The following is a 21,608-nucleotide window of genomic DNA, read 5'->3' as shown; positions in this document are numbered from 1 at the left end:
CCGCGACGACCGCCGCGCCGACCGCCGCGCCGACCGCGCAACCGTTCCACCGCCCCGTCACGTCCTGGGGTCATGACGCGAAGGTCCTTGCGCGGACGGGCCGCCCTGCTCGGCGGCGCCGCACTGGTGGTGGCGATGAGCACGGCCTCGGCCGCGCCCGTCGCGGTGGGAGCGCGGCCCGCGCCGCTGATCGAGGCGGTGCCGGTCGACCTGGTGGCGTTCGACACGTGCGACACCGCGCTGGCCGAGCTGCGCCGCGCGATCGCGCCCCACGTCGGCGCGTACGGCTTGGGCGGCCACGGTTCCTCCACCCGGGCCGACGGCGAGGTGGCCCTCGATTCCCGGGCGGGCGCCACGCCGCCGGTCGCCGCGCAGCGCGAAGCCGCCGCCGTGCCCGACCAAGCCGCCGTGCCCGGACGACCGGGCGGCGCCGGGCATTCGAGCACCAACGCGCACGAGTCGGGAGTGGACGAGCCGGACCTGGTCAAGACCGACGGCGAGCGGGTCGTCACGGTGGCGGACGGCAGGCTGCGCGTGGTCGACGCCGCGGACCGCCGGGTCACCGGAACGCTGGACCTGCCCGGGGGCCACGCCTCCCGGCTGCTGCTGCACGGCGACCGGGCGCTGGTGGTGTCCACGTCCACGTCGGCGGCGCCGGTGTCGACGCCCGAGCGGGGTGTCGCGGACTCGCCCGCGGAGCAGGGGTCCTCGATCACGTTGGTCGACCTCGCGGGCGAGCCCCGCGCGCTCGGCTCGCTGACCTTCACCGGCCGGTTCGTCGACGCCCGCCAGACCGGCGACGTCGTGCGCGTGGTGGTGCACTCCGGGCCGCGCCTGCCCTGGGTCCACCCGACGGACGGCCGCGGCGCGGCGCGGTCGCTGGTCGAGAACCGGGAGGTCGCGGCGAGCGCGCCGATCGAGGCGTGGCTGCCGCGCTACGAGCTGGTCGACGTCGACGGGTCGCGCGCGCAGGGCCCGCTGGTGGCCTGCGACCGGCTCAGCCACCCGGTGGGGGACCCGGCCACGTCCGTGCTGTCCGTGCTGACCTTCGACTTCCCGGGTGAGCTGGGCTCCGGCGACGCGGTCGCGATCACGGCCGACGGCGACACCGTCTACGGCACCGGCACGTCCCTGTACGTGGCCGACGACCACCGGCTGCGGCCCCGGTCGCGCACCGCGCCCACCGCGCCGACCACCGCGATCCACCAGTTCGACACCTCCCGCCCCGGCCCGCCGCGGCACGTGGCGTCCGGCGAGGTGCCCGGTGCGCTGCTCAACCAGTACGCGCTGTCCGAGCACGACGGTCACCTGCGGGTGGCCACGACGACCTCCGAGCCGGCGGACGTCACCGAGGACCGCAACTCCGCGAGGCGCGGGGTCCGCACGCAGAGCTCGGTGACCGTGCTCAAGCGGGAGGGCAAGGCGTTCGAGCAAGTCGGAGCGCTGGACGGCCTCGGCGTCGGCGAGCGGATCTACAGCGTCCGGTTCGCCGGACCGGTCGGCTACGTGGTCACCTTCCGGCAGGTCGACCCGCTCTACGCGCTGGACCTGTCCGACCCGGCGAACCCGCGCCGCGTCGGCGAGCTGAAGATCACCGGCTACTCGGCCTACCTGCACCCGGCGGGCGACGGGCGGCTGATCGGCGTCGGCCAGGAGGCCACCCGTCAGGGGCGGACCACCGGCACGCAGGTCTCGCTGTTCGACGTGTCGGACCCGGCCGCGCCGACCAAGGTCGCGGGCCACCACCTGCCGGGCGCGCACTCGGAGGTCGAGTTCGACCCGCACGCGTTCCTGCTGTGGCGGGACCTGGTGGTCGTGCCCGTGGTGGACGGGGGCGCCACCGGCCTGCTGGTGCTGCGACTGGGCGACACCGGGTTCACCGAGCTCGGCACGGTCCGCGGCCGGGGTGCGGCGCACCACCCGGGTCCGTTGCGGGCGCTGGTGATCGGCGAGGAGCTGTGGGCGGTGTCCGCGGCGGGCGCGCAGGTCTCCGGGCTCGCGGACCTGGCTCAGCGGGCGTGGGTGCCGTTCACCTGAGCTGGTCGTGCAGCAGGCGGTGCGCCAGCACGGTGCCGCCCGCCATCGACGCGGGCAGCACCACCAGGGCGGCCAGCGGGACCAGGCACAGCAGGTAGGCGGGCACGGCGAAGCCGAGCGTGACCGCGCGCCGCTTGCGCAGCACCTGCCTGCGCACCTTCAGGCTCAGGCCGCGGCGGGTGAACGGGATCGCGGTCAGCTCGATGCCGAGCAGCGTGGCGTTCACGCACACCGCGAGCACCGGCACGACCGTCTGCCCCAGCACCGGGATGAACCCGGCGAGGAACAGCGGGACCGCGCACAGCAAGGCCAGGCCGATCAGCAGCACCGCGTCCTTCGCGCCCACGGCGGCCGACCGCAGCCACGTCACCTCCTCGGCCTCGGGCACGCCGCCGAGGTGCTCGTCCTCGATCGTCTCCGCGATGTGCTCGTAGAAGGGGCCGCCGATGATCAGCGTGATGGCGGTGAACAGCAGCAGCCCCACGGCCACGAACGCGCCGATGACGCCGAACCCGGCGACGAACCTGGTGACCGCGCGCAGCGCCTCGCTCCAGTCGTCGGCGAACGGCGTGAGCCAGGCGGCGATCTCGTCGACCCACACCGCGAGCGCCACCAGGCCGCCGGTCAGCAGCACCGTGGTGATCAGCGCCGGGATCGCGCCGATGAGCAGCAGCTTCGGCGACCGGATCACCAGCCCGAACCCCTGGCCGAACAGACCGACACCGGTCGAGAAGTCCCGCAGCACCCTGATCACGGCCGGGAGCATATCCGCGCGCGCCGAGCCGGCGGGGCGTTCCGGGCACGGCCCCCGGTGTGCGGTGCCCCACCACCGGCGGCGCGCCGGGTTCGGCAAACCCCGCAACGGCGGTTTGCCGGACCCGGGAGCGGTGCCAGGATTCGGGATCTGCCGTGGGAGGGGTTGACCATGCCACTGGACCACAACGGCCCGACCGCCGGCCGCCCCGCCCCGGCACACCCCGCGGGACCGCTGCCGCCGCTGCCGCCGTCGCTGTGGGAGGGCCGCGAGGTCCAGGAGGCGGTCCGCAACCAGGCGCCGGGAGCCGTGGTGGCGGCGGCCCGGCGCGCGCACGGGCTGCGCCAGGACGAGCTGGGCGCGCTCGCCGGGTTCTCCCAGTCGGCCGTCTCCCGGCTGGAGTCCGGCAGCAACATCGCCTTCGACGTGCGCGTGCTGCGCCCGCTCCAGCGCCTGCTGGGCATCCCGGCCCACCTGCTGGGCCTCGCGGACGAGGGACCGCCGCCGGGCCCGCGGCGCCCAGGGCAGGCGCCGCCGGGGTTCGCCGACGCGCTCGACGGGCTGGTCGGCGTCGAGGTCGACGCGCTGATGGCGCTGACCGGCGCGGCCGTGGCGGGCGGCCCGCTGACCCCGGACGCGCTGAGCAGGCTGATGGTCCTGCGCCGCGTCCTCAACGAGGCGCACAACCGGCGCGGCTCCGGGCCGCTGATGCCGACCGTGCGCGCGATGTACGACTTCGTCGACGCGCTGCGCCGCTCGGCCCGCGGCGAGCAGCGCCGCGAGCTGCTGGGCATCGCCGCCGCGTACGCCGAGTTCCTCGGCTGGCTGCACGCGGAGAGCGGCGACCCGCGCGGCGCGAGCCGGTGGACGTGGCGCGCGCTGGAACTGGGGCAGGCGGCCGACGACCGGGACGCGGTCGCCCACGCCTACGTGCGCATGTCCCGGCTGGCCGAGGGCGAGGGCGACGTCGACCGCGTGCTGGGCCTGGCCCGCGCCGCGTCCCGCGCGCGGGGGCTGAGCCCCGTGGTGCGGGCGATCGCGCTGGGCCAGGAGGCCCGCGGCCTGGCGCTGACGGGCGACCAGTCGTGCATGGACCGCCTCGACCGGGCCGCCGCCGAGTACGCGCGGGGCGAGGCGCACACCGGCGACGAGTACCGCATCGGCTACTGCTTCACCGCGGACCACGTCGAGGTGGAACGCGCGGCGTGCTGGCTGGAGCTGGGCGAGGCCGGCCGGGCCATCGAGGTGTACGAGGAGGTCCAGCAGCGGCTGTGGCGGCGGATGTGCGTGTCGGAGCAGGGGATGCACTCGGCCAAGCGCGCCCACGCCCACGCCATGGCGGGCGACGTCGAGGTGGCCGCGTCGCTGGGGTACGCCGCGCTGGACGCGGCCCGCACCACCCGGTCCGCGCTGGTGCTGCGGGAACTGGGCCGGTTGGGCCAGTGGGAGGGCGCGCCGGAGGTCGCCGAGCTGGCCAGGGGCGTCCGCTGAACACGCGTATGCGTCTGCCGCATGTGGCGGCTCCGATTCGGCATCGGCGCTGGGGCGGGGTCGCCGCGCCACCCCAGGATGGCGACGTGACCGACGCTGGTCCCACGACGGCGTGGAGGGAGTTGGTGGTGGCGTGAACGGCTCTCAACGGGCCGAGGAGCCCCTGCTCCTCGTGCGCAGGCGCGGCGGCCCGATCGACGACCGGGTGGGCAGCTGCCACCTCGTGCCGCTGCCGGACGGCACCCGGTCGGCGCTGGTGGCGCTGTGCGGCGAGCGGATCGACGTGAGCGCGGCGGAACTGCTGCCCGAACCGGACGGCGTGCCCTGCGTGGCGTGCCTGCTGATCGGCGCGCCGGCCGGCGGTGACTGACGCGGGAGGGCCCCGGACCACACCGGTCCGGGGCCCTCCGGTCACGGGTCAGCGACGTCGGCGGAAGCTGAGCGAACGCGCGCCGGCGCCCACACCCGCCAGGTGCAGGGCCACGCAGAGCAGGCCGGCGAAGAGCAGCGCGCCGCTGTCCATCACGCCGAGCGAGGCTCCGGCGAGGTCCAGCAGGAAAGCCAGCCCGAAGATGACCGCGGCGATGATCGCAAGCACTTGAGCCTCCCGGGGAGAGTTGTCGACCCCGAATTACCCGGCCGCGACCTCGCCGAAGCGGGCATTCGGACCAATCTCCAGCCCGAGGTGGGTCGGCGGACCGGGATCGGGCACGGGCAGCTCGTGGAAGCCCAGCCGGTCGTAGAACGCGCGCGCCGCCGTGTTGACCGTCAGCATCCCCAGGTGCACGCCGGGCCGGCTCCGGCACGACCATCCGCTCCGGGTGGTGCAGCAGCCACACCACCTCCTCGGTGGGCGTGGCCGGCTCGGCCACCGGCGGGTACCGGTCGGCGACCTCCGGCAGCCACTCCTCCGCGAACCGCTCCGCGAAGGCCGGCGTGTCCGCGGCGCCGATGACGTACCCGACCGCGCGCTCGCCGTCGTCGGCCACGAAGGCCGGCTACGGCTCCAGGTCCGTGCACGGCCAGGCGAAGATGGTCGGCATCAGCTCCGGGTCGGGGTAGAGGCGCCGCGAGTCGCCGCCCGCGTCGGCGGTGCGCACGCAGACGTCACCGACCGCCTCGCGGTCGCCTTCCCGGTAAGGCCTGATGATCACGGTCGTCCTCCGGTCAGCCGCGGCACGCCGTCGCCCGACGCGGCCCAGGCCACCAGCCCGGCCACGTCCACCCCGTGCGGCGGGTCGTCGCGGTACGGCTCGATGTTGCGGGCGCCCCGGCCCAGCAGCGCCGCCGCGCCGGACGCGTTGCCGCGCGCGGCGTGCGTCAGGCCGACGGCCAGCTGCGCCAGGCCGCGCCAGAGCTCGCGCTCGGGTTCCGGCGCGGTCTTCCAGGCGTCCTCCAGCACCTCGTGGGCGTGGAACGGGCGCCCGGTGTCGAGCAGCCGCTGGGCTTCGGCCAGCGACTCACCCGGCTCGCGCGGCACGCCCTCGGGTTGGCGCTCCACGCCCGGCTCGTCGTAGGGCAGCGGGCGGCCGAGCCCGTCGCGCGGTCGCGCGTTGCGCGCCCGGCCCTGCTCGTCGCGGTCACGGGGGCTGGTCGACATGCCTTGATCGTGACACGAACCCGGCGGGCGCGGGCGGCGACGCGGCCGATGCCGGTCGTTCCCGGGCCGACCCCCCGATCGGCCTGGACCAACTCCAGGACCAGTCCACTCGTGCCCCGCCCGCACCTACCCCGCGCTTCGCCGCGCCCACCCCGCCCGTCCTGCCCGGCCTTGCCCCGCCCGGCTTTGCCCGGCCTTGCCCCGCCCGCGCTCCGCCCGGCCCGTCCCGCGTCAGCCCCGGATCGGCCCGGAGAACCGCAGCTGGTTGCCCGACGGGTCGCGGAACGCGCAGTCCCGCACCCCGTAGGCCTGGTCCACCGGCTCCTGCATCACCTCCGCGCCCGCCGCGCGCACCCGCTCGAACGCGGCGTCGCAGTCGTCCACCCGGAAGATCAGCGCGCCGAGCGAGCCCTTGGCCGGCAGCTCCTTGATCGCCGCCGCGTCGTCCGCGGGCCGGCCCAGCCCGTCTCGTACCCGGCGCCGCGCACCTCACGCACCGGCGCCCGCCGTGATCCCGGCCAGCACGCGGTAGAGCCGGGCAGCGGACTCCCGGTCGAACTCGGGCCTGCGGAGGTCGACCGGCTTGCCCGCCCGGGACGCGGTGAGCGGCGCGGCCGGCGGGTTCGCCAGGAAGGGCCGCACCTGGTCCGCCGCCTGCTCCGGCGTCCGGCCGAACAACCGCGCCGACAGGTCGGTCAGCCTGCCCAGCGGGCCGCCGACCTGCCTGCCGAGCCCGGTGTCGACCACCATCGGGTTGTGCAGCACGCACCGCACCGCGCTGCCGGGGTGCCGGTCGGCGAACCCCGCGCCGAGCAGGTCGACGGCCCGCGCGGCCTGCATCGTGGCCCGGAAGGGGCTGTACTTCCGCTCCAGCGCCAAGTCGTCCCACTGGATCCCGTGGCCGCGCAGCCCGGCCACGCCGCACAGGTGCGCCACCACCGGGGTCTTCGCCTGGTCCAGCAACGGCAGCAGCCGCTCGACCACCAGGTACCGGCTCATCGCGTACAGGGCGAAGCCGTGCTCCAGCCCGTCGGGCGTGACCAGCCGCCGCGGGGTGAACCAGCCCGCGCCGAGCACCAGGTGGTCGAGCACGTCGAACCGCGCGGCCACCTCGTCGGCCACCGCGGTCGTGCCCGCCACCGTCGTCAGGTCGCCGCGCACCAGCTCCGCGCCCGCCGGGGCGACCGCGGACCGGCCGACCACGACCACCCGGTCCCCCTCGGCGGCCAGCCGTTCCGCCAGCGCCTTCCCGATGCCGTTCGTGCCACCGGTGATCACCACGTTCGCCATAACCTGGAGCCTGGTACGCGTCCCGACGAGGCGGAAGAAGGCACATCCATGTCACTGGTCCCGGCGCCGGTCACGGCCGCCGACCGCGCGGCCTGCTCGGCGGGCGAGCTGCTGGCCAGGGTGGGCGACAAGTGGAGCGTGCTGCTGCTCGCGCTGCTGGCCGAGCGCCCGTACGGCTTCAACGAGCTGGACCGCGCGGTGCACGACCTGAGCCGCCGCATCCTCACCCGCGCGCTGCGGCAGCTCGAACGGGACGGCCTGGTGCGCCGCGAGGTGCGGCCGGGCCGGGCCGCCGGCGTGGAGTACGAGGCGACGGACCTCGGCCGCTCCCTGCTGCGCCAGGTGGTGCCGCTCGGCACGTGGGCGCTGGAGCACGAGGACGAGATCCGGGCCGCCCGAGCCCGCTACGACAACGAACCGGGCGGCCGGTCACCGTCTACAGAAGACTGACGAGAAGTCCTCAGTGGACTGGAGTGGCCCGTTCGCGCGACCGGAGCGGTCACCGGTCGCGCGGACGGGCCCGGCGGGTCACCGGGTTCGGGTGCCCGGCGACCCGCCGACCACCGGGGTCAGACCCCGGCGATCGACTGGATCCACGACCGGTACCGCGTGACGTTGGTGTACGCGGTGGTGGTCTGCCGGTCGCTGGTGGAGGCGACGCCGACCTGCGCGCCACCGGCCATCATGGGGCCGCCGGAGTCGCCGCCCGCCGTGATGCCGTTGCCGCGCCGGGCGCAGATGGCCGAGCCGCCGTAGGCGTCGGTGCACCCGCCGGTCACCGTCACGTTGGCGACCTTCAGGTACTGCGACTGGCAGTTGGCCTCCGAGCCGCACTGGGACGTGGCGCCCCAGCCGTACACCTGCACGGACTGGCCGACGGTGACCGAGCCGGCCGCGCCGAGCCGGGCGTAGGTCGCGGACACGGACCGGTCCAGCCGCACCAGCGACAGGTCCGACGAGTGGTTGTAGGTCTGCACGCCGTTGGCCGTCGTGCCGCCGCTGCTCTGGTCGAGGCTGCCGATGCGGAACGACAGCCCGCCACCGGTCACGCAGTGCTTGGCGGTGAGGATCCACGTCGGCGCGATGATGGTCGCGCTGCACGTCTGCCGGCCGTTGGAGAACAGCCGGGCCGCCCACGGGGCGTTGCTCGCGTAGCCGCCGCCGATGATGTACGGCGTGACCTCGCCCCCCGGGGCCGGCGCGGCCGAGCCGCTGGGGGCCAGGGCCAGCAGGGAGAGCAACGCGGCTGCGAGCGCGGGGATCAGCCTGGTAATTCGCAAGGTTCCTCGTTTCCGAAGACACGCGATTTCTCGCGCACAGGGTGTCTTGGGTCACGGAATTCGTACCACTCGTTCGAGTGAAAAGGGGTATATCGAAACAGTTATAACGTGAGCGCCATGCTCGTCGAACTGGCCATCGGGGACGCGTACGGCGCGGGCTTCGAGTACGCCGACCCCGACTACGTGACCAGGCACAACACCCTCGCCGGGTATGTGCGCAACCCCGTGCACCCGCGCTTGGAGCCGGGCCGCTACACCGATGACGCGCAGATGACCCTGGCGCTGGCCGAACTGCTCGTCTCGGGGGAGCCGTGGACGCGGGAGGCGGTCGCCGAGGCGTTCGTGACCGCGTTCCACCGCGATCCGCGCGAGGGCTACGCGCGCGGTTTCCACGCGTTCCTGGGCGCCGTGCGCACGGGGGAGGAGTTCCTGGCGCGCATCCGACCGGGCAGCGACAAGAGCGGCGCGGCCATGCGGGCCTCGCCGCTGGGGCTCCTGCCGACGCCGGCCGACGTGCTGCACCACACCGACGTGCAGGCGCGGGTCACGCACGACACCCCGGGCGGGGTGGCGGCGGCGCGGGCCGCCGCGCTCGCCGTGCACCACTGCCACCACGGCCTGGGCCCGGTGGCGTCGGTCGGCGCGTGGGTCGCCGACCGGCTCGGGTCACCGGTGTGGGCGGAGCCGTGGCGCGGCCCGGTCGGGTCGAAGGGCGTGGCCTGCGCGCGGGCGGCGCTGACCGCGCTGGCCGCCGGCCGCACGCTGAGCGGGGTGCTGCGGGCGTGCGTGGCCTTCACCGGCGACGTGGACACGGTCGCGACCATCGCCCTGGCCGCCGCCTCGCGGTCGGCCGAGATCGTCCCGGACCTGCCGCGGGCGCTGGTGGACGGCCTGGAGAACGGCGCGTACGGCCGCGACCACCTCGCCGCCGTGGACGCTCAGTTGCGGTAGCGCTCGACCAGTTCCGCCACCCGCTCCTCCGGCCACGGGCAGCGGACCTCGCCGAGGGCGGCGGCGAAGAACAGCTCCAGGTGCGCGTGCCACGCGGCCAGCGCCAGCGGCGCGAACGCCGGGTCGGTCGGCTCGTGCGCCAGTTCGACCCGGTTGCCGTGCTCGGGGTGGGAGTGGAACTCCCACCGCACCCGGCCGGTGGGCGAGTCGTACGCCAGCACCCGCGGCGGCGTGCGCTCGACGAGCGGGCCGGCGGGCACGTGCGGGTTGGTGGCGCGCACCGGGACGCCGTCCTCGCCCTCGGTGAGCAGCGCCCACAGCTCGTCCAGCGGGCGCCACACCAGGTCGCGGGCGAACCGCACCACGCCGTCCTCGAACCGGCCCGCGTCCAGGCCGAACTCGCGCGCGTAGCGCTCGATCGGCCCAAGCGCGTCGCCCGGGGCCCCGGCCGGTCGCCCGTCGAGCCGCGCCCCGAGCGCGGCCAGGCACGTGTCCCACCCGGCGGCGGTGCGGGCCGCGCCGCGCTCGTCGGCCACCACGTGCGTGAACACCAGCAGGCAGCCGCGCTCGTGCGGCCGCAGCTCGAACCGCAGCACGTCGGCCTCCCACCGGAACGCGAACACCCTCGGCGGGTCCCACTCCAGCACCTCGCCCCCGGTGACCTGGTCGGGGAAGGAGAACGTCAGGCGCCGCCCGTCGATCGCCACCCCGGCAGGGAACCAGTGCTCCAGCTCGCCTGGTTCGCTGATCGCCCGCCACACCTTGGCGGGCGGGTGGGACAGCACCCGCTCGAAGCGCAGCACGGGCTTGCCCCCGACCCGCTCCAGGCGGGCTCGTCGCGGTTCGACGTCCATCAGTCCATCCCGTCCAGTCGGCGTTCCAACGCGTCCAGGCTCCGTTCCCACATCCGCCGGTAGGGCGCGAGCCAGGCGTCGACCTCGGCCAGTGGTTCCGGCCGCAGCCGGTAGAGCCGCCGCTGCGCGTCCCGGCGCACCTCGACCAGGCCCGCCTCGCGCAGCGCCCTCAGGTGCTTGGACACGGTCGGCTGGCTCACCGCGAGCCCGTCGACCAGGTCGTTGACCGGGCGCTCGCCGTCCCGCAGCGCGTCGAGGATGCGACGCCGCTGCGGGTCGGCGAGCACGGCGAACGTAGATGCCATGTCAGGAATATAGCCGCTGCGGAATATAAGGTGTCACCCCGCGCGGGTGATCGGCATCAGGGGCCGGGGCGTGGTGGTCAGGAACTCCGCGATCACCGACGCGCACAGCTCCGGCCGCTCGAACGGCATCAGGTGCGACGTGCCCGGCAGCACCGCGAGCTGCGCGCCCGCGACGCCCCGGTACATCGCCACGGTGTGCTCCAGGTGCACGATGTCGTCGTCGCTGCCCAGCACGAGGGTCGGCGCGGTGATCGCGGCGAGGTCCACCACCTCGTCGGAGTGCGCCGCCCGCGCGTACTTCTCCACCACCACCGGCAGGTGGTCGCGCCCGTCCGGCGACACCTCCGCGTACCGGTCGGCCAGCTCGGCGGGCAGCTCGCCGCCCGGCTGCGGCAGGAACACCCAGCCGTCCTTGGCGAACGCGGTGTTCAGCACGACCAGCCTGCGCACCAGGTCCGGCCGCCGCTGCGCCAGGCCGAGCGCCACCACGCCGCCCGCGCTGTAGCCGACCAGGTGCGCCGGCCCGCCGACCACCTGCTCCAGGAACGCGGCCAGGTCACCCGCCAGCACGTCCGCGTCCACCGGCCCCGGCACGTCGGGCGTGCGCCCGTGGCCGCGCCGGTCGACGGTGTGCACGCGGAACCGGTCCGCCAGCCGCGCGAGGTTCGGTTCGAACTCCCGCGAGTCGCTGAACCCGCCGTGCAGCAGCACCACCGGCTCGCCACCGCCGCGCACCTCGTGCCACGTGCGCACACCGTTCACGTCGTCGTACATCGTTCCTCCAGGGTGAAGTCCTCACCCCCTACTACGGGAGTCGGCGGGCAAACTCATCGGCAGGCCGAAGAACTCGAACAGACCGTCGCCCAGGAAGGTGGTCGACCCCACCTCCAGCCCGCCCGAGAACTCCACCAGCACCAGCGCGAACGGCCGGTGCACGCCCCGCTCGTCCGGCCGGTACTGGCCGAACGCGGGCACGCCGTTCGCCCGCGTCCGCACCAGCCGCGCGGTCTCGCAGCCGCTGCCGCCGGAGGACAGCGCCGCCGCGAGGTCGTCCCGCCCGCGCAGCCACCACGCGAACGGCGGCATGGTCATCGTGGCGTCCTCGTGCAGCAGCGACACCAGCGCCGGCACGTCGTGCCGCTCGAACGCCGCCGCGTACCGGCCCAGCAGGTCCTCGTCGACCGGGCCCAGCGGCTCCGGCCTGCGGTCGGCGAGGGTGGCGCGGGCCCGCTGCGACGCGCTGTTCACCGCCGCGACCGTGGTGTCGAGCAGCCGGGCCACCTCCGCCGCGCTCCAGCACAGCACCTCGCGCAGGATCAGCACGGCCCGCTGCCGCGGCGGCAGGTGCTGGAGCGCGGCCACGAACGCCAGGCGCACGGTCTCGCGGCCCGCGGCGACCTGGTCGGCGGGCAGCACCCGCTCGTCCGGCGCCGGCTGCACCCACGCCGACGCGGGCAGCGGCTCGCCCAGCGGCGAACCCGGCGACGCGGGCGAGGTCAGGTCCATCGCCACGGCCCGCCGCTGCGCGCTGCGCAGCATGTCCAGGCACACGTTCGTGGCGATCGCGTGCAGCCACGCCCGGAGCGTGCCGCGAGCCGGGTCGTGCGTGCCGCGCCAGGCCCGCACGAACGTCTCCTGCACGGCGTCCTCGGCCTCGAAAGGCCCGCCCAGCATGCGGTAGCAGTAGCCCGTCAGCTCGACTCGGTGCGCTTCGAGTTCCACCGGGCCGAAGGTAGACTCGCGGCCGGCGCCCTCACCCCCCGGTGCGACCTCCACGCGTGGCACGACCGCGTTCGCCCCGTTCGACGACTCATCGAGGACTCCCGTGCCACGCACCTTCTCCAGCTCGCCCGTCCGCGACCTGCTCGCGCTCACCTCCCGCCCCGAGGTCATCTCGTTCGCGGGCGGCCTGCCCGCGCCCGAGCTGTTCGACGTCGAAGGCCTGCGCGAGGCGTTCGGCGAGGCGGTGTCCCGGCGCTCCCTCCAGTACGCGCCCACCGAGGGGAACCCCGACCTGCGCGCGCTGGTCGCCGACCGGCTCACCCGCCGCGGCCTGCCCACCGGGTTCGCCGACCTGCTCGTCACCACCGGCTCGCAGCAGGCGCTGACCCTGGTGGCGACCGCGCTGCTGGAGCCGGGCGCGGTGGTCGCCGTCGAGGAACCCACGTACCTGGCGGCGCTCCAGTGCTTCCGGCTCGCGGGCGCCCGGCTGGTGCCCGTCGCGTCCGACGAGCGCGGCGTCGACCCCGACGCGCTGGCCGAGGTGGTCGAGCGCGAGCGGCCCGAGCTGCTGTACCTGGTGCCGACGTTCGCCAACCCCACCGGCCGCACGCTGGACGTGGCGCGGCGGCGCGCGGTCGCGGCGCTGGCCGAGCGGCACGGCCTGTGGGTCGTCGAGGACGACCCGTACGGCGAGCTGCGCTACCGGGGCGAGCCCGCGCCCGCGCTGGCGGCGTTCAGCGACCGCGTGATCCACCTCGGCAGCTTCTCCAAGGTCGGCGCGCCCGGCCTGCGGCTGGGTTGGCTGCGCGCGCCCGAGTCGATCATGCGCACGCTGGTGATCGTGAAGCAGGCGGCGGACCTGCACACCTCCACCATCGACCAGGCCGCCGCGGCGGCGTACCTGAAGGCGAACGACCTCGACGCGCACATCGGCCGCCTGTGCGAGGCCTACCGGGAGCGGCGGGACGCGATGATCGCGGCGCTGCCGGGCGCCGTGCCGGCCGGCACGAGGTGGACCGACCCGGACGGCGGGATGTTCGTGTGGCTCACCCTCCCCGGCGAGGTGGACACCGGGCGGCTGGTGCACGAGGCGCTCGCGCGGGACGTGGCGTTCGTGCCGGGCGCGCCGTTCTACGCCACCACCCCGGACCACTCGACCCTGCGGCTGTCGTTCACCACCACCACGCCCGAGGAGATCGCCGAGGGGATGCGCAGGCTCGCGACGGTGTTCTGACCGCACGGCCGGATCGCGTGGATCGCACAGTGGTCCACGCGATCCGGCCGCGGCGCCGCGCGGGCGCTCTCAGCCCGTTCGCCCCACGTCGTCCGCCACGTCGTGCACCACCTCGGCCCGCAGGTCCGACTCCACCGCCGCCCGGACGCCGCGGACCGCCAGCCGGTCCGCGCGCTCGTTCTCCGGGTGCCCCGCGTGGCCCTTCACCCAGTGCCACTCGACCCGGTGCCGCGCGGCGGCGGCGTCGAGCCGCTGCCACAGGTCGACGTTCTTGACCGGCTGCCGCCCGGCGGTGAGCCACCCGTTGGCCTTCCACTTGGCCAGCCACGAGAGCACGCCGTTGCGCACGTACGTGCTGTCGGTGTAGACCCGCACCGCGGACGGCCGCTTCAGCGTCTCCAGGGCCCGGATCGGGGCCATCAGCTCCATCCGGTTGTTGGTGGTCTCCGACGACTCGCCACCGAACAGGTCCCGCTCGTGCGCCCCGTACCGCAGCACCGCGCCCCACCCGCCGGGACCGGGGTTCCCGCTGCACGCGCCGTCGGTGTAGATCTCGACCACCTGTTCCACGCGACGAACATACCGACCGGGGAACCCGCTCGACGGTGCGCCGTCGCCGCCCGCCTGCCCTCCTGCCGACCCATCGGCCGACCGGTCCGCCGGGTGACGGCGGGGGTTGCGCTGTCGGCGCAATCCGCAGCGGGCCGGCGGTGACCGGTGCAGGCTGGGACGGGCCGGGGCGCGGGCGGCCGGGACGGGCCGCGACGCGAGGGGTTCGGGGCGCGGGAGGCCGGGGCATGGGTGGTTCGGGCGGGCACGGCTGGGTGCGCGACGCGATCGCGGTGCTGACCGCGGACCGCGCGGCCGAAGTGGCGACACCGCTGCGCCGCTTCCCGCTGCCGGACGACTGGCCGGTCACCCTCCTGCTCAAGGACGAGTCCGCGCGCCCCACCGGCAGCCTCAAGCACGGTTTCGCCCGGGGCCTGCTGCTCGACGCCCTGTCCCGCGGCCTGGTCGACGGGCGCACCCCGCTCGTCGACGCCGCGAGCGGCAACACCGCCGTGGCCGAGGCGCACTTCGCCCGGCGACTGGGCCTGCCGTTCACCGCCGTGGCGCCGAGCCGGACCGGCCGGGCCAAGCTCGACCGCATCGAGGCGCTGGGCGGCCGGACGCACCTCGTGGACCCGCCCCTGGCGGTGTACGAGCGAGCGCGGGAACTGGCGGCCGACACCGGCGGCCACTACCTGGACCACCTGGCCAACCTCGCCGGAGCGGTGGACTCCCCGTTGTCCGCGCCGGGCCTGGCGGCCGAGATCGTGGCCGCCGCCCACCCCCGGTGGGTGGTGCTCGGCGTCGGCACCGGGGCGAGTTCGAGGCTGGTCGGCCGCCACCTCCGCCGCCGCGGCCTCCCGACGCGCCTCGCGGTGGTCGACCCGGAGAACTCCGCGTACTTCCCGGGTTGGGCGACCGACTGCCCGGACTACTCCACCGGGATGCCGTCCCGGATCGAGGGCATCGGCAGGCCGCGCCTGGAACCGGCCTTCGACGCCTCGGTGGTGGACCTGGTGATCCCGGTGCCCGACGCGGCCTCCGTCGCCGCGATGCGCCACCTCCACGCGGTCACCGGGCTCCGCGCGGGACCGTCCACGGGCGCCTGCCTGTGGGGCGCCTGCCACCTCCTGCACCGGATGCGCCAGGCGGGGGAGCGGGGTTCGGTGGTGATGGTGGTGGGCGACTCCGGCGAGCCGTACGCGGACACCTGCTACGACGACGGCTGGGTGTCCCGCAACGGGTGGGACCTCTCCGGTCCGGCCGCGGCGCTGGCGCGGTTCGCCCGCACCGGCGAGTGGGACGGCGGGTCCCGGGCGCGCGGTTGACCCCCCGGGTTCACCGCCTCGCCGCCGCCTCGCCTCGCCGCAGCAACGCGTTCGCGCCCACCGCCGCCGCGACACCGCAGCAGCCCAGCGCCACGACCACGACCCGCAACGCGCCGGTGAAGCCGTCCCCGGCCAGGTGCCCGCCGCTCAGCGACGTCAGCACCGAGCCGGCGGTGGCCAGCGCGACGGTCTCGGTGGCGAGGCGCGCCGTGTTGAACAGGCCCGCGGCCGTGCCCGCCCGGTCGGCGGGCGCGCTGGAGACCGCCAGCCCGTCGACCACGCCGGTGGTGAGGCCGACCCCCGCGCCGACCAGCAGCAGCGGCAACCACGGCGGGCCCGCCGGGCCGATCGCGACCAGCGAGACCGCGCCGGCCGAGGCCACCAGGACCGCGCCGGTCACCAGCAGCCGCGGCGACCGCCGGGCGAGGGCCGCGCCCGCACCCGGCAGCAGGACGGACGGGACGGTGAGCACGAGCATCCACAGCCCGGCCCGCGCCGGGTCGAGGCCGACGACGTCGATGAGGTACGACGGCAGGTACACCAGCAGCGGGACGAGCAGGCCCATCATGGCCGCCGCCGCCAGCGAGTAGCCCAGGAACGACCGGTCGCGCAGGAGCGCCAGGTCGAACACCGGGGCGGACCGGCGGCGCTCGACCCGCACGAACCAGGCGGCGCTCACGACCACGCCCACGGCCGCCGCGAGCACGGCGGGGTGGGTGGCGCCGAGCGCGGGGGCCTCGACGGACACCCAGATCAGCCCGCCGAGCCCGACCGTGAACAGGGCGCCGCCGAGCCGGTCTACCTCACCGCGACCGACGCCCGCCCCGACGGGCAGGGCGGGGCACAGCAGCAGCGCGAGGGCCGCGAGCGCGGCGGGCACGCCGAACACGGCCCGCCAGCCCACCGCGTCGACGAGGAAGCCCGAGATCGTCGGCCCGAAGGCCAACCCCGCGCCGAGGGCGGTGCCGAGCGCACCGAACACGCGGGTGCGCGCCGCGCCGTCGAACGCCGCCGCGAGCAGGGACTGGCCGGTCGCGGTGGCCACGGCCGCGCCGGTGCCGGCGAGCAGGCGGGCCGCGACGAGCACGCCGACGTCCCCGGCGAGGGAGCACAGCGCGCTGCCGACGAGGAACGCGGCGACGCCGGCGACGTGCAGGCGTCGCGTGCCCAGCCGGTCCGCGAGCGAGCCGCCGAAGGCCAGGAACGCGGCGAAGCACAGGTTGTAGCCGGTGACGACCCACTGGGCGCCGGTCGGCGAGGCGTTCAGGTCACCGGTGAGGTCCGGCAGCGCCACGGACGCGCCGGTGATGGTGAGCGGGAAGGACGACAGCGACAGCAGGACCGCCGCCGGGACGAGGGCGCGGCGGTCCACGCCGAACCACCGGCCGAAGGGGAAGGTGCGCAAGGACAGCTCCGGGATCACGGGCGGAGCCGGGCAGCGCGAAGGGCCGCACCGGCGAGGACTCGCGAGTGCGGCGGCGCTGTCGTACTACCTGGGGTTCACGCCGCCGCTGAGGACGGCCACCCTGTCCGAGGCGGGCACGCGCCGACCCTAGCGGAAACCCGTTCGCGCCCCGACCGGATTTTGCCGGGGGTCGCGCGGCCGGCGCACCCCGCTCCGGCGCACGACCCGGCCGTCCCCCGGCGTGCCGGCCGCCGCCGACCCGCTCCGCCGTGGGCGGTCGCGGACGACCGCCCACCCCGGGATCACCCGGCGGCACGTGGCCCGGCGCGGACCAGGCCGCGATGAACTTGCGCCCCGCCTGGTCGACGCCCACGCGCAGGCCGCCCGACCCGTCCGTCTCCAGGACGAGCGGGCTGTCCAGCACGGCCCGCAGCACGCGTTCCCGGGGCAGCCGGCCCACCGCGACGTAGCCCAGCACCAGGTCGAACTCGGACCGCGGCTCCGGGAACCCGCTCCGGCGCGGGCTCGGCCGGTAGTCCGGGTTGGGGAACACCTCGCCGGTCAGCAGGCCGTCCGGGCCCGACCGGTACGCGCCGAGCAGGGTGGCGGACGGGGCGCCCTCCACGTAGCGGGGGTCGACGTCCGGGTCGGCGCACCACACCCAGCCGCCCGGGTTCCGCCGCGCCTCCTCCCGCAGCGCGTCCGTGACCGGCGGCAGGCCGGGGTGCCGCGTCAGGTCTTCGACCTGGCCCGCGGCCAGGTGGTCCCGGACGGCCTGCGGCAGCACGTAGACGCGGTCGCCGGCCGGCGTCACGGCGGTGACGACGTTCCACGTGCCCTTCAGCAGGTAGCGGTGGAACTCCTGCCCCGGAGGCGCTTCTCCGGCGCGCGCCTCCTCGGCGTGCACCAGGTTGCCGTCCGCGCGCCGTGGCGGCGGACGACCAGGTCGGTCACGCTGGTGAGCCGGATGCCGTCGAGCCGGTCCAGCGGCGGGTCCTCCGCGGAGACCACCTGGTACGGGGCCTGCCACGCGGGCAGCTCCTCGTCCAGCCCGTAGCGCAGCGCGTCCTGGTCCAGCACCAGCCGGCCGGCCAGGTGGGCGACGGCGTCGCGGACGTCGCCGAAGCGGGCTTCTTCTCCGCGAGGTCGCCGTCGGCCCAGTAGCCCTCGTCCCCGTGGCCCGGCGGGACCCGCCACGCGGGCTTGCCCTCCACCGAGAACCGCCGCGTGGTCTCACCGCCCGCGACGAACTCGAACCGCGCCGCGTACCAGGCGCCCAGGCTGTTGCGGTACTCGCGCACCCGCAGCCGGTGCAGCCACTGGCCCACCAGCACCGGCGGCGACCAGGCCCGAGGCACGCCGTCCACCACGACCGCGGCCTCCTCGCCCTCGACGACGTTCCACACCGGCGGGTCGTCCTGGTCGAGGTCCGCGCCGTCGACGACCTGGTAGGCGTAACCCTGGTGCGCGGTCAGCGTGAGGACGGCCCCGGGCACCCGGTCGATCTCCTCGTCGGACGCGCCTCGCACGGAATCGCGGCGCAGACCGTCCCGGACCGCCCGGTCGAAGACGGCGCGAATGCGTTCGATCGCGTTTTCACTGGGCTGGCTCGCAGCGGGTGAAGCCTTTCTCCGGATCGGTCGACGACTTCCAGTCGCATGCTCGGGAAAACGCGTTCGCAGGCTAGCACGACCTTCTGGCAGGTCAGGCTGATCTGGTAATCCGGCGGTGTTCCATCCCGTTTCGCGGACGGCAGGTCGACGACCACGCGGAGATCACCCGAAATGTCCGCCGCGGTGAACGGCGTGTAATGGGTCCCATTTTTCGCCGCTTGTGCCGCCGCGCGTTCGTTGAGTTCGCCGATGGCGAGTTCGATGCGGTCCCGCGTGCGCTGGACCTCACCCCTGAAACCGTTCCGGTAGTGGTCCTCGTCGGCCTTGTCGATGGTGTCGACCACCTTCGCGGCCTCCCTGAGGGCCCGGTCGACCTCGCTCCTCGACAGGCCGCTGTGCTCGGCGAGCTGGTGCCGGGCGAGGTCCTCGGACATCTTCGGCTCCGAGTCGTGGACCCGGTTGCCGCCCTCGCCCTCGCGCCACCCGCCGCTCACCGGGTCGTACGACCGCGCGTACGACGTCTCGAACACGCGCTCGTTCCTCGGCGGGCGCTGCGGCGCTTCCGCGGCCGGGCTCCAGTCGTGCGCCTTGCCGCTGTAGTTGTAGAAGTCCTCCGACTCGCCGGTCCGGTCGCTGCGATAACGCGCCGTCGACAGCGTGCGCTCGTGCGGGCGCCGGTCCGCGTCGGTCATCGGGTTGCGGCCGGGCGGGTACGGGCTCTCGCTGACGTCCTGGGAACCGTCCGGCCCGAACGTGCGCCATTCGCCGTTCGGCGGCCAGCCCGGGTTCTCGCCGTCGACCGCGTCGCTCGCGAACAGGTTGCCGTCGTAGTCGACCCACGCGTCCGTGTTCGGCGCGGTGACCGGGACGCCCAGCTCCCGGGCGAGCCGGGCGGCGAACCCGTCGTCCCGCCGGCCGGTCTCGCAGCCGACGAGCGTGATCGGGTCGCCGCTCCAGTCGGGGTTGGCGCGGGTGACGTCCGCGACGTCACCGGGGGACAGGGGGTAGCGGCCCACGCGGGCGGCGTCGGGGCTGCCGTGCACGTCCAGGACGAAGCTGCCGGGGATCCTCGGGAGCTCCCGCGCGGTGTGGTGCTGGTTCTTGTCCCGGCTCCGGTCGTAGATCGACATGCCGGCGGGCGTGGAGTGGACGTGGTCCCGCACGTTCCGGTCGAGTTCGTCGCCGAGGGAGCCGAGGCGGTTACCGAGGGGCCCTGCGGGCGTTGCGGCGCGGGGTCCGGTCGTGGACCGCGGTCCCGGGCTTGGCCCGGGTGCGGCGCCGGGGGCTGCCGCGTCGGGGCGGTTCCGGTCGGGGCCGTTCCGGGTGGGGCGGCCGTCCCTGGTCGGGTGTCGGTCCCGGTTCCCGTGGCCTGCGCGGACGTGGCGTCGGCGCGGGAGGTCGGTGACGGGTCCCCGTCGCCGATGTAGTCGGGGTTCGGCACGAACGGGCCGGGGACGAGGCCGCTGCCCGGTTGGTAGCGGACCTCGTGCCAGCCGGCGACGTACCTCCAGTCGACACCGCCGGGGAACAGGACCTCGGACTCGCCGTACCTCCGGTCGTGTCCGGTGGCGTCCAAGGTGGAATCGGTCTCGACGCCGCCCGGCGCCTTGATCACGTACATCGCGCCCGCGCCGGCGCGCTCCCTGGACACCGCCTTGACGTACGCGTTCGTGTCGCCGTCGACGTGCTTGACCAGGTCCGGGGCCTTGCCCGGACCGGGCACGTCGAACCCGCCCGCCGCCCGGACCTCCTCCGGCGAGCGGGTGTCGCCCCGGTAGGGGGCGTTCTCGTCGCGGGTCCAACCGGGGACGTCCCGGCGCACCACCTTCGACTCGGGCACCCCGTACGTCGACGGGTCGACGTGCCGCATCGCGACCGGCGGCCTGCCGTCCTGGTCCGAGGGCGCCGCCTGCGGGGTGTCCTGCTGAGGCGGGGTGTTCTGTGGTGGCTGCCGCGTGCCGGGACCGAACGGGGCGCGCCACTGCGTGCCCGGTGCACCGGGGTGCGCGGGGCGACCGTTGCCGGGTGTGCGCGGCGGGGCCTGGCCCGTGTTGGGCGGACCGGACGGGTGCGGTCCGGGAGGCCCGAGGCCCTGAGGCGGGCGCGGCGGCGCGGACGCCGAGGACGACGAGGACGCCGAGGACGCCGAGGAACCCGACGTGCTCCCGCGCCCCGACACGTCCGCCCTGGGCCGGATGCGGTTCATCGACGACGCCGCCGACTGGTCGGTGGAGCGCGCCGTCCGCGCGGTCGCCCTGGTCTGCGCCCCCGCGTTGTCCGCGGCCCGGGCGGCCTTCTCCGCACCACCGCGCGCGGTCTGGATCGCGCGGTCGGCGTGCTGCATGGCGACCTGGCCGAACACGCCCGCGCTGCCCGACGTGGCGTTGATGTTCAGCTTGCTCGCGACGCTGCCGCGGACCTGGTCGCCCCGGCTGGTGATCTTGCCGCCCAGGTTCTCGACCGCGTCCGGGTCCATCCGGGTGCCGCGGCCGCCCACCCCGCCCGACGAGGACGGCGAGGACGGCGGTGGGCCGCCTCCCCGGTCACCACCGCTGGACGAGGAACCGGACCCCCTCCGGCGACCGACCATCAGACGGTGGCCGGCGACATCTCATAGGGCTTGACCGCGTCGTACGCCGTCTTGGCGTAGCCGCCGTGCTTCGCGAACCGCTCCAAGCCCTTGACCAGGCCGCTCATCTTCTCGGCCAGTTGCGCCATGCGGCCGCCGAAGCGGGACATCGCGGCCGCCGGCTTCGACAGGCGACCCGCGATCCTGGTCGCCATCATGGCCGCGCTGGTGCCCGCGCAGCCCGCGTACGCGGCGATGGAGCTGCCCACCGTGACCACGGCGGACGCGGCGGCGATCAGCGCGCCCGCGATCAGTTCCCCGACCAGGTCGGAGATCCAGCCGAACACCAGCGAGCGCAGCTCGCAGACGAGGGCGCCGGACAGGGCGTAGATCGCGGCGGCGCCGTCCATGGTCTTGCCGAGCGCCTCGTACTCGGCGGCCATCTGCTCCATCTCGCGCTTGAACGCGTCGCCGAGCAGCGCGTCCAGCGGCTCGCGCAGGAAGCTGATGTGCTCCAGCAGCCAGCCGACGCCGGCGGACGCGAGCATCCCCAGCGGGTTCGCGGCGGTGGCCACCAGGTCCACCACCACGCCAGCGCGGGCCGCTGCCGCCCCTGTTCCTGCTGC

General features: G+C 75.5%; 26 protein-coding genes and 1 pseudogene. 8 read left to right on the top strand and 19 right to left on the bottom strand.

Translation table 11 applies throughout. The annotated features are described in order from the left end of the window. Positions 1–72 precede the first annotated feature (72 nt). Complete coding sequence (locus tag ABD223_RS05600; RefSeq protein WP_344034801.1) at positions 73–2,037, top strand: beta-propeller domain-containing protein; 1,965 nt, start codon at positions 73–75, stop codon at positions 2,035–2,037. Here ABD223_RS05600 and ABD223_RS05595 read toward each other — a convergent pair. Beyond that, on the bottom strand, positions 2,030–2,791 hold the full coding sequence (locus ABD223_RS05595; protein ID WP_344034800.1) for an EI24 domain-containing protein: 762 nt from the start codon (positions 2,789–2,791) through the stop codon (positions 2,030–2,032). The genes ABD223_RS05600 and ABD223_RS05595 overlap by 8 nt on opposite strands. A 171-nt stretch (positions 2,792–2,962) precedes the next feature. Between ABD223_RS05595 and ABD223_RS05590 the strand changes: the two genes are divergently transcribed. After that, complete coding sequence (locus tag ABD223_RS05590) at positions 2,963–4,282, top strand: helix-turn-helix domain-containing protein (RefSeq protein WP_344034799.1); 1,320 nt, start codon at positions 2,963–2,965, stop codon at positions 4,280–4,282. A gap of 133 nt (positions 4,283–4,415) precedes the next feature. Beyond that, a complete protein-coding gene (locus ABD223_RS05585; RefSeq protein ID WP_344034798.1) occupies positions 4,416–4,652 on the top strand; it encodes a hypothetical protein in 237 nt (78 codons plus the stop codon). A gap of 48 nt (positions 4,653–4,700) precedes the next feature. On the opposite strand, the gene ABD223_RS05580 is transcribed toward ABD223_RS05585, so the two are convergent. The 6 genes from ABD223_RS05580 to ABD223_RS05555 all read right to left on the bottom strand — a co-directional run bounded on the left by ABD223_RS05580 (position 4,701) and on the right by ABD223_RS05555 (position 7,172). Continuing rightward, on the bottom strand, positions 4,701–4,880 hold the full coding sequence (locus ABD223_RS05580; protein WP_344034797.1) for a hypothetical protein: 180 nt from the start codon (positions 4,878–4,880) through the stop codon (positions 4,701–4,703). A 33-nt stretch (positions 4,881–4,913) separates the two neighbouring features. Then, positions 4,914–5,069 carry an N-acetyltransferase gene (locus ABD223_RS05575; protein WP_344034796.1) on the bottom strand — a complete coding sequence of 52 codons (156 nt, stop codon included), beginning with the start codon at positions 5,067–5,069 and terminating at the stop codon, positions 4,914–4,916. Between the two features lie 211 nt (positions 5,070–5,280). Continuing rightward, positions 5,281–5,436: a hypothetical protein gene (locus ABD223_RS05570; RefSeq protein ID WP_344034795.1), complete on the bottom strand. Its 156-nt coding sequence runs from the start codon at positions 5,434–5,436 to the stop codon at positions 5,281–5,283. Beyond that, positions 5,433–5,882, bottom strand: a complete 450-nt coding sequence (locus ABD223_RS05565; protein ID WP_344034794.1) for a DUF309 domain-containing protein — start codon at positions 5,880–5,882, stop codon at positions 5,433–5,435. Before ABD223_RS05565 ends, ABD223_RS05570 begins: the two co-directional genes overlap by 4 nt. A gap of 231 nt (positions 5,883–6,113) precedes the next feature. Beyond that, positions 6,114–6,305: a VOC family protein gene (locus ABD223_RS05560; protein ID WP_344035364.1), complete on the bottom strand. Its 192-nt coding sequence runs from the start codon at positions 6,303–6,305 to the stop codon at positions 6,114–6,116. Between the two features lie 66 nt (positions 6,306–6,371). Further along, positions 6,372–7,172, bottom strand: a complete 801-nt coding sequence (locus ABD223_RS05555) for an SDR family NAD(P)-dependent oxidoreductase (RefSeq protein ID WP_344034793.1) — start codon at positions 7,170–7,172, stop codon at positions 6,372–6,374. A gap of 48 nt (positions 7,173–7,220) precedes the next feature. Here ABD223_RS05555 and ABD223_RS05550 point away from each other — a divergent pair, with 48 nt between their 5' ends. Next, complete coding sequence (locus ABD223_RS05550; RefSeq protein ID WP_344034792.1) at positions 7,221–7,622, top strand: winged helix-turn-helix transcriptional regulator; 402 nt, start codon at positions 7,221–7,223, stop codon at positions 7,620–7,622. Between the two features lie 119 nt (positions 7,623–7,741). Here ABD223_RS05550 and ABD223_RS05545 read toward each other — a convergent pair whose 3' ends face one another. After that, positions 7,742–8,452 (bottom strand): S1 family peptidase, encoded by a 711-nt coding sequence (locus tag ABD223_RS05545; protein ID WP_380645631.1) that lies wholly within the window; start codon positions 8,450–8,452, stop codon positions 7,742–7,744. Positions 8,453–8,569: 117 nt separating this feature from the next. Here ABD223_RS05545 and ABD223_RS05540 point away from each other — a divergent pair, with 117 nt between their 5' ends. Then, entirely contained in the window at positions 8,570–9,403 is an 834-nt protein-coding gene (locus ABD223_RS05540) for an ADP-ribosylglycohydrolase family protein (RefSeq protein ID WP_344035362.1), read from the top strand. On the opposite strand, the gene ABD223_RS05535 is transcribed toward ABD223_RS05540, so the two are convergent. Genes ABD223_RS05535 through ABD223_RS05520 form a run of 4 tightly spaced genes read right to left on the bottom strand, consistent with a single transcriptional unit; the run spans position 9,391 to position 12,284 of the window. After that, a complete protein-coding gene (locus ABD223_RS05535; protein ID WP_344034791.1) occupies positions 9,391–10,257 on the bottom strand; it encodes an SRPBCC family protein in 867 nt (288 codons plus the stop codon). The genes ABD223_RS05540 and ABD223_RS05535 overlap by 13 nt on opposite strands. Then, entirely contained in the window at positions 10,257–10,562 is a 306-nt protein-coding gene (locus tag ABD223_RS05530) for an ArsR/SmtB family transcription factor (RefSeq protein ID WP_344034790.1), read from the bottom strand. The genes ABD223_RS05535 and ABD223_RS05530 overlap by 1 nt, the downstream gene beginning before the upstream one ends. Positions 10,563–10,595: 33 nt before the next feature. Next, positions 10,596–11,336 (bottom strand): alpha/beta fold hydrolase, encoded by a 741-nt coding sequence (locus ABD223_RS05525; protein ID WP_344034789.1) that lies wholly within the window; start codon positions 11,334–11,336, stop codon positions 10,596–10,598. A 21-nt stretch (positions 11,337–11,357) separates the two neighbouring features. Next, positions 11,358–12,284: a sigma-70 family RNA polymerase sigma factor gene (locus ABD223_RS05520; protein ID WP_344034788.1), complete on the bottom strand. Its 927-nt coding sequence runs from the start codon at positions 12,282–12,284 to the stop codon at positions 11,358–11,360. Between the two features lie 103 nt (positions 12,285–12,387). On the opposite strand from ABD223_RS05520, the gene ABD223_RS05515 reads away from it, so the two are divergent. Further along, positions 12,388–13,518: an aminotransferase-like domain-containing protein gene (locus tag ABD223_RS05515; protein ID WP_344034787.1), complete on the top strand. Its 1,131-nt coding sequence runs from the start codon at positions 12,388–12,390 to the stop codon at positions 13,516–13,518. 69 nt (positions 13,519–13,587) lie between these two features. Here ABD223_RS05515 and rnhA read toward each other — a convergent pair whose 3' ends face one another. After that, the gene (rnhA, locus tag ABD223_RS05510; RefSeq protein WP_344034786.1) at positions 13,588–14,088 is read right to left on the bottom strand and encodes a ribonuclease HI; all 501 of its coding nucleotides are present in this window, start codon (positions 14,086–14,088) and stop codon (positions 13,588–13,590) included. A 227-nt stretch (positions 14,089–14,315) separates the two neighbouring features. On the opposite strand from rnhA, the gene ABD223_RS05505 reads away from it, so the two are divergent. Continuing rightward, positions 14,316–15,395, top strand: coding sequence for a PLP-dependent cysteine synthase family protein (locus ABD223_RS05505; protein ID WP_344034785.1), 1,080 nt, complete (start codon positions 14,316–14,318; stop codon positions 15,393–15,395). Between the two features lie 10 nt (positions 15,396–15,405). Here ABD223_RS05505 and ABD223_RS05500 read toward each other — a convergent pair whose 3' ends face one another. The 5 genes and pseudogenes from ABD223_RS05500 to ABD223_RS43480 form a co-directional block, all read right to left on the bottom strand. Continuing rightward, positions 15,406–16,767: an MFS transporter gene (locus tag ABD223_RS05500; protein WP_344035361.1), complete on the bottom strand. Its 1,362-nt coding sequence runs from the start codon at positions 16,765–16,767 to the stop codon at positions 15,406–15,408. Continuing rightward, positions 16,664–17,707 carry a hypothetical protein gene (locus ABD223_RS05495; RefSeq protein ID WP_344034784.1) on the bottom strand — a complete coding sequence of 348 codons (1,044 nt, stop codon included), beginning with the start codon at positions 17,705–17,707 and terminating at the stop codon, positions 16,664–16,666. Before ABD223_RS05495 ends, ABD223_RS05500 begins: the two co-directional genes overlap by 104 nt. A gap of 43 nt (positions 17,708–17,750) precedes the next feature. Beyond that, positions 17,751–18,296: a hypothetical protein gene (locus ABD223_RS05490; RefSeq protein ID WP_344034783.1), complete on the bottom strand. Its 546-nt coding sequence runs from the start codon at positions 18,294–18,296 to the stop codon at positions 17,751–17,753. Next, positions 18,272–19,543: a hypothetical protein gene (locus ABD223_RS05485; protein ID WP_344034782.1), complete on the bottom strand. Its 1,272-nt coding sequence runs from the start codon at positions 19,541–19,543 to the stop codon at positions 18,272–18,274. The genes ABD223_RS05490 and ABD223_RS05485 overlap by 25 nt, the downstream gene beginning before the upstream one ends. A 401-nt stretch (positions 19,544–19,944) precedes the next feature. After that, positions 19,945–20,283, bottom strand: a pseudogene (locus ABD223_RS43480) (hypothetical protein); the annotation flags it as partial. A 289-nt stretch (positions 20,284–20,572) separates the two neighbouring features. Between ABD223_RS43480 and ABD223_RS05475 the strand changes: the two are divergent. Then, positions 20,573–21,037 carry a hypothetical protein gene (locus ABD223_RS05475; protein ID WP_344034780.1) on the top strand — a complete coding sequence of 155 codons (465 nt, stop codon included), beginning with the start codon at positions 20,573–20,575 and terminating at the stop codon, positions 21,035–21,037. Here ABD223_RS05475 and ABD223_RS05470 read toward each other — a convergent pair. After that, entirely contained in the window at positions 21,003–21,557 is a 555-nt protein-coding gene (locus ABD223_RS05470) for a hypothetical protein (RefSeq protein ID WP_344034779.1), read from the bottom strand. The two genes, ABD223_RS05475 and ABD223_RS05470, sit on opposite strands and share 35 nt — an antisense overlap. Between the last annotated feature and the right edge of the window lie 51 nt (positions 21,558–21,608).

This window comes from Saccharothrix xinjiangensis (assembly GCF_039527585.1).
In the GTDB taxonomy this organism is placed as follows: Bacteria; Actinomycetota; Actinomycetes; order Mycobacteriales; family Pseudonocardiaceae; genus Actinosynnema; species Actinosynnema xinjiangensis.
This window is presented reverse-complemented; position numbering and strand designations above follow the sequence as displayed.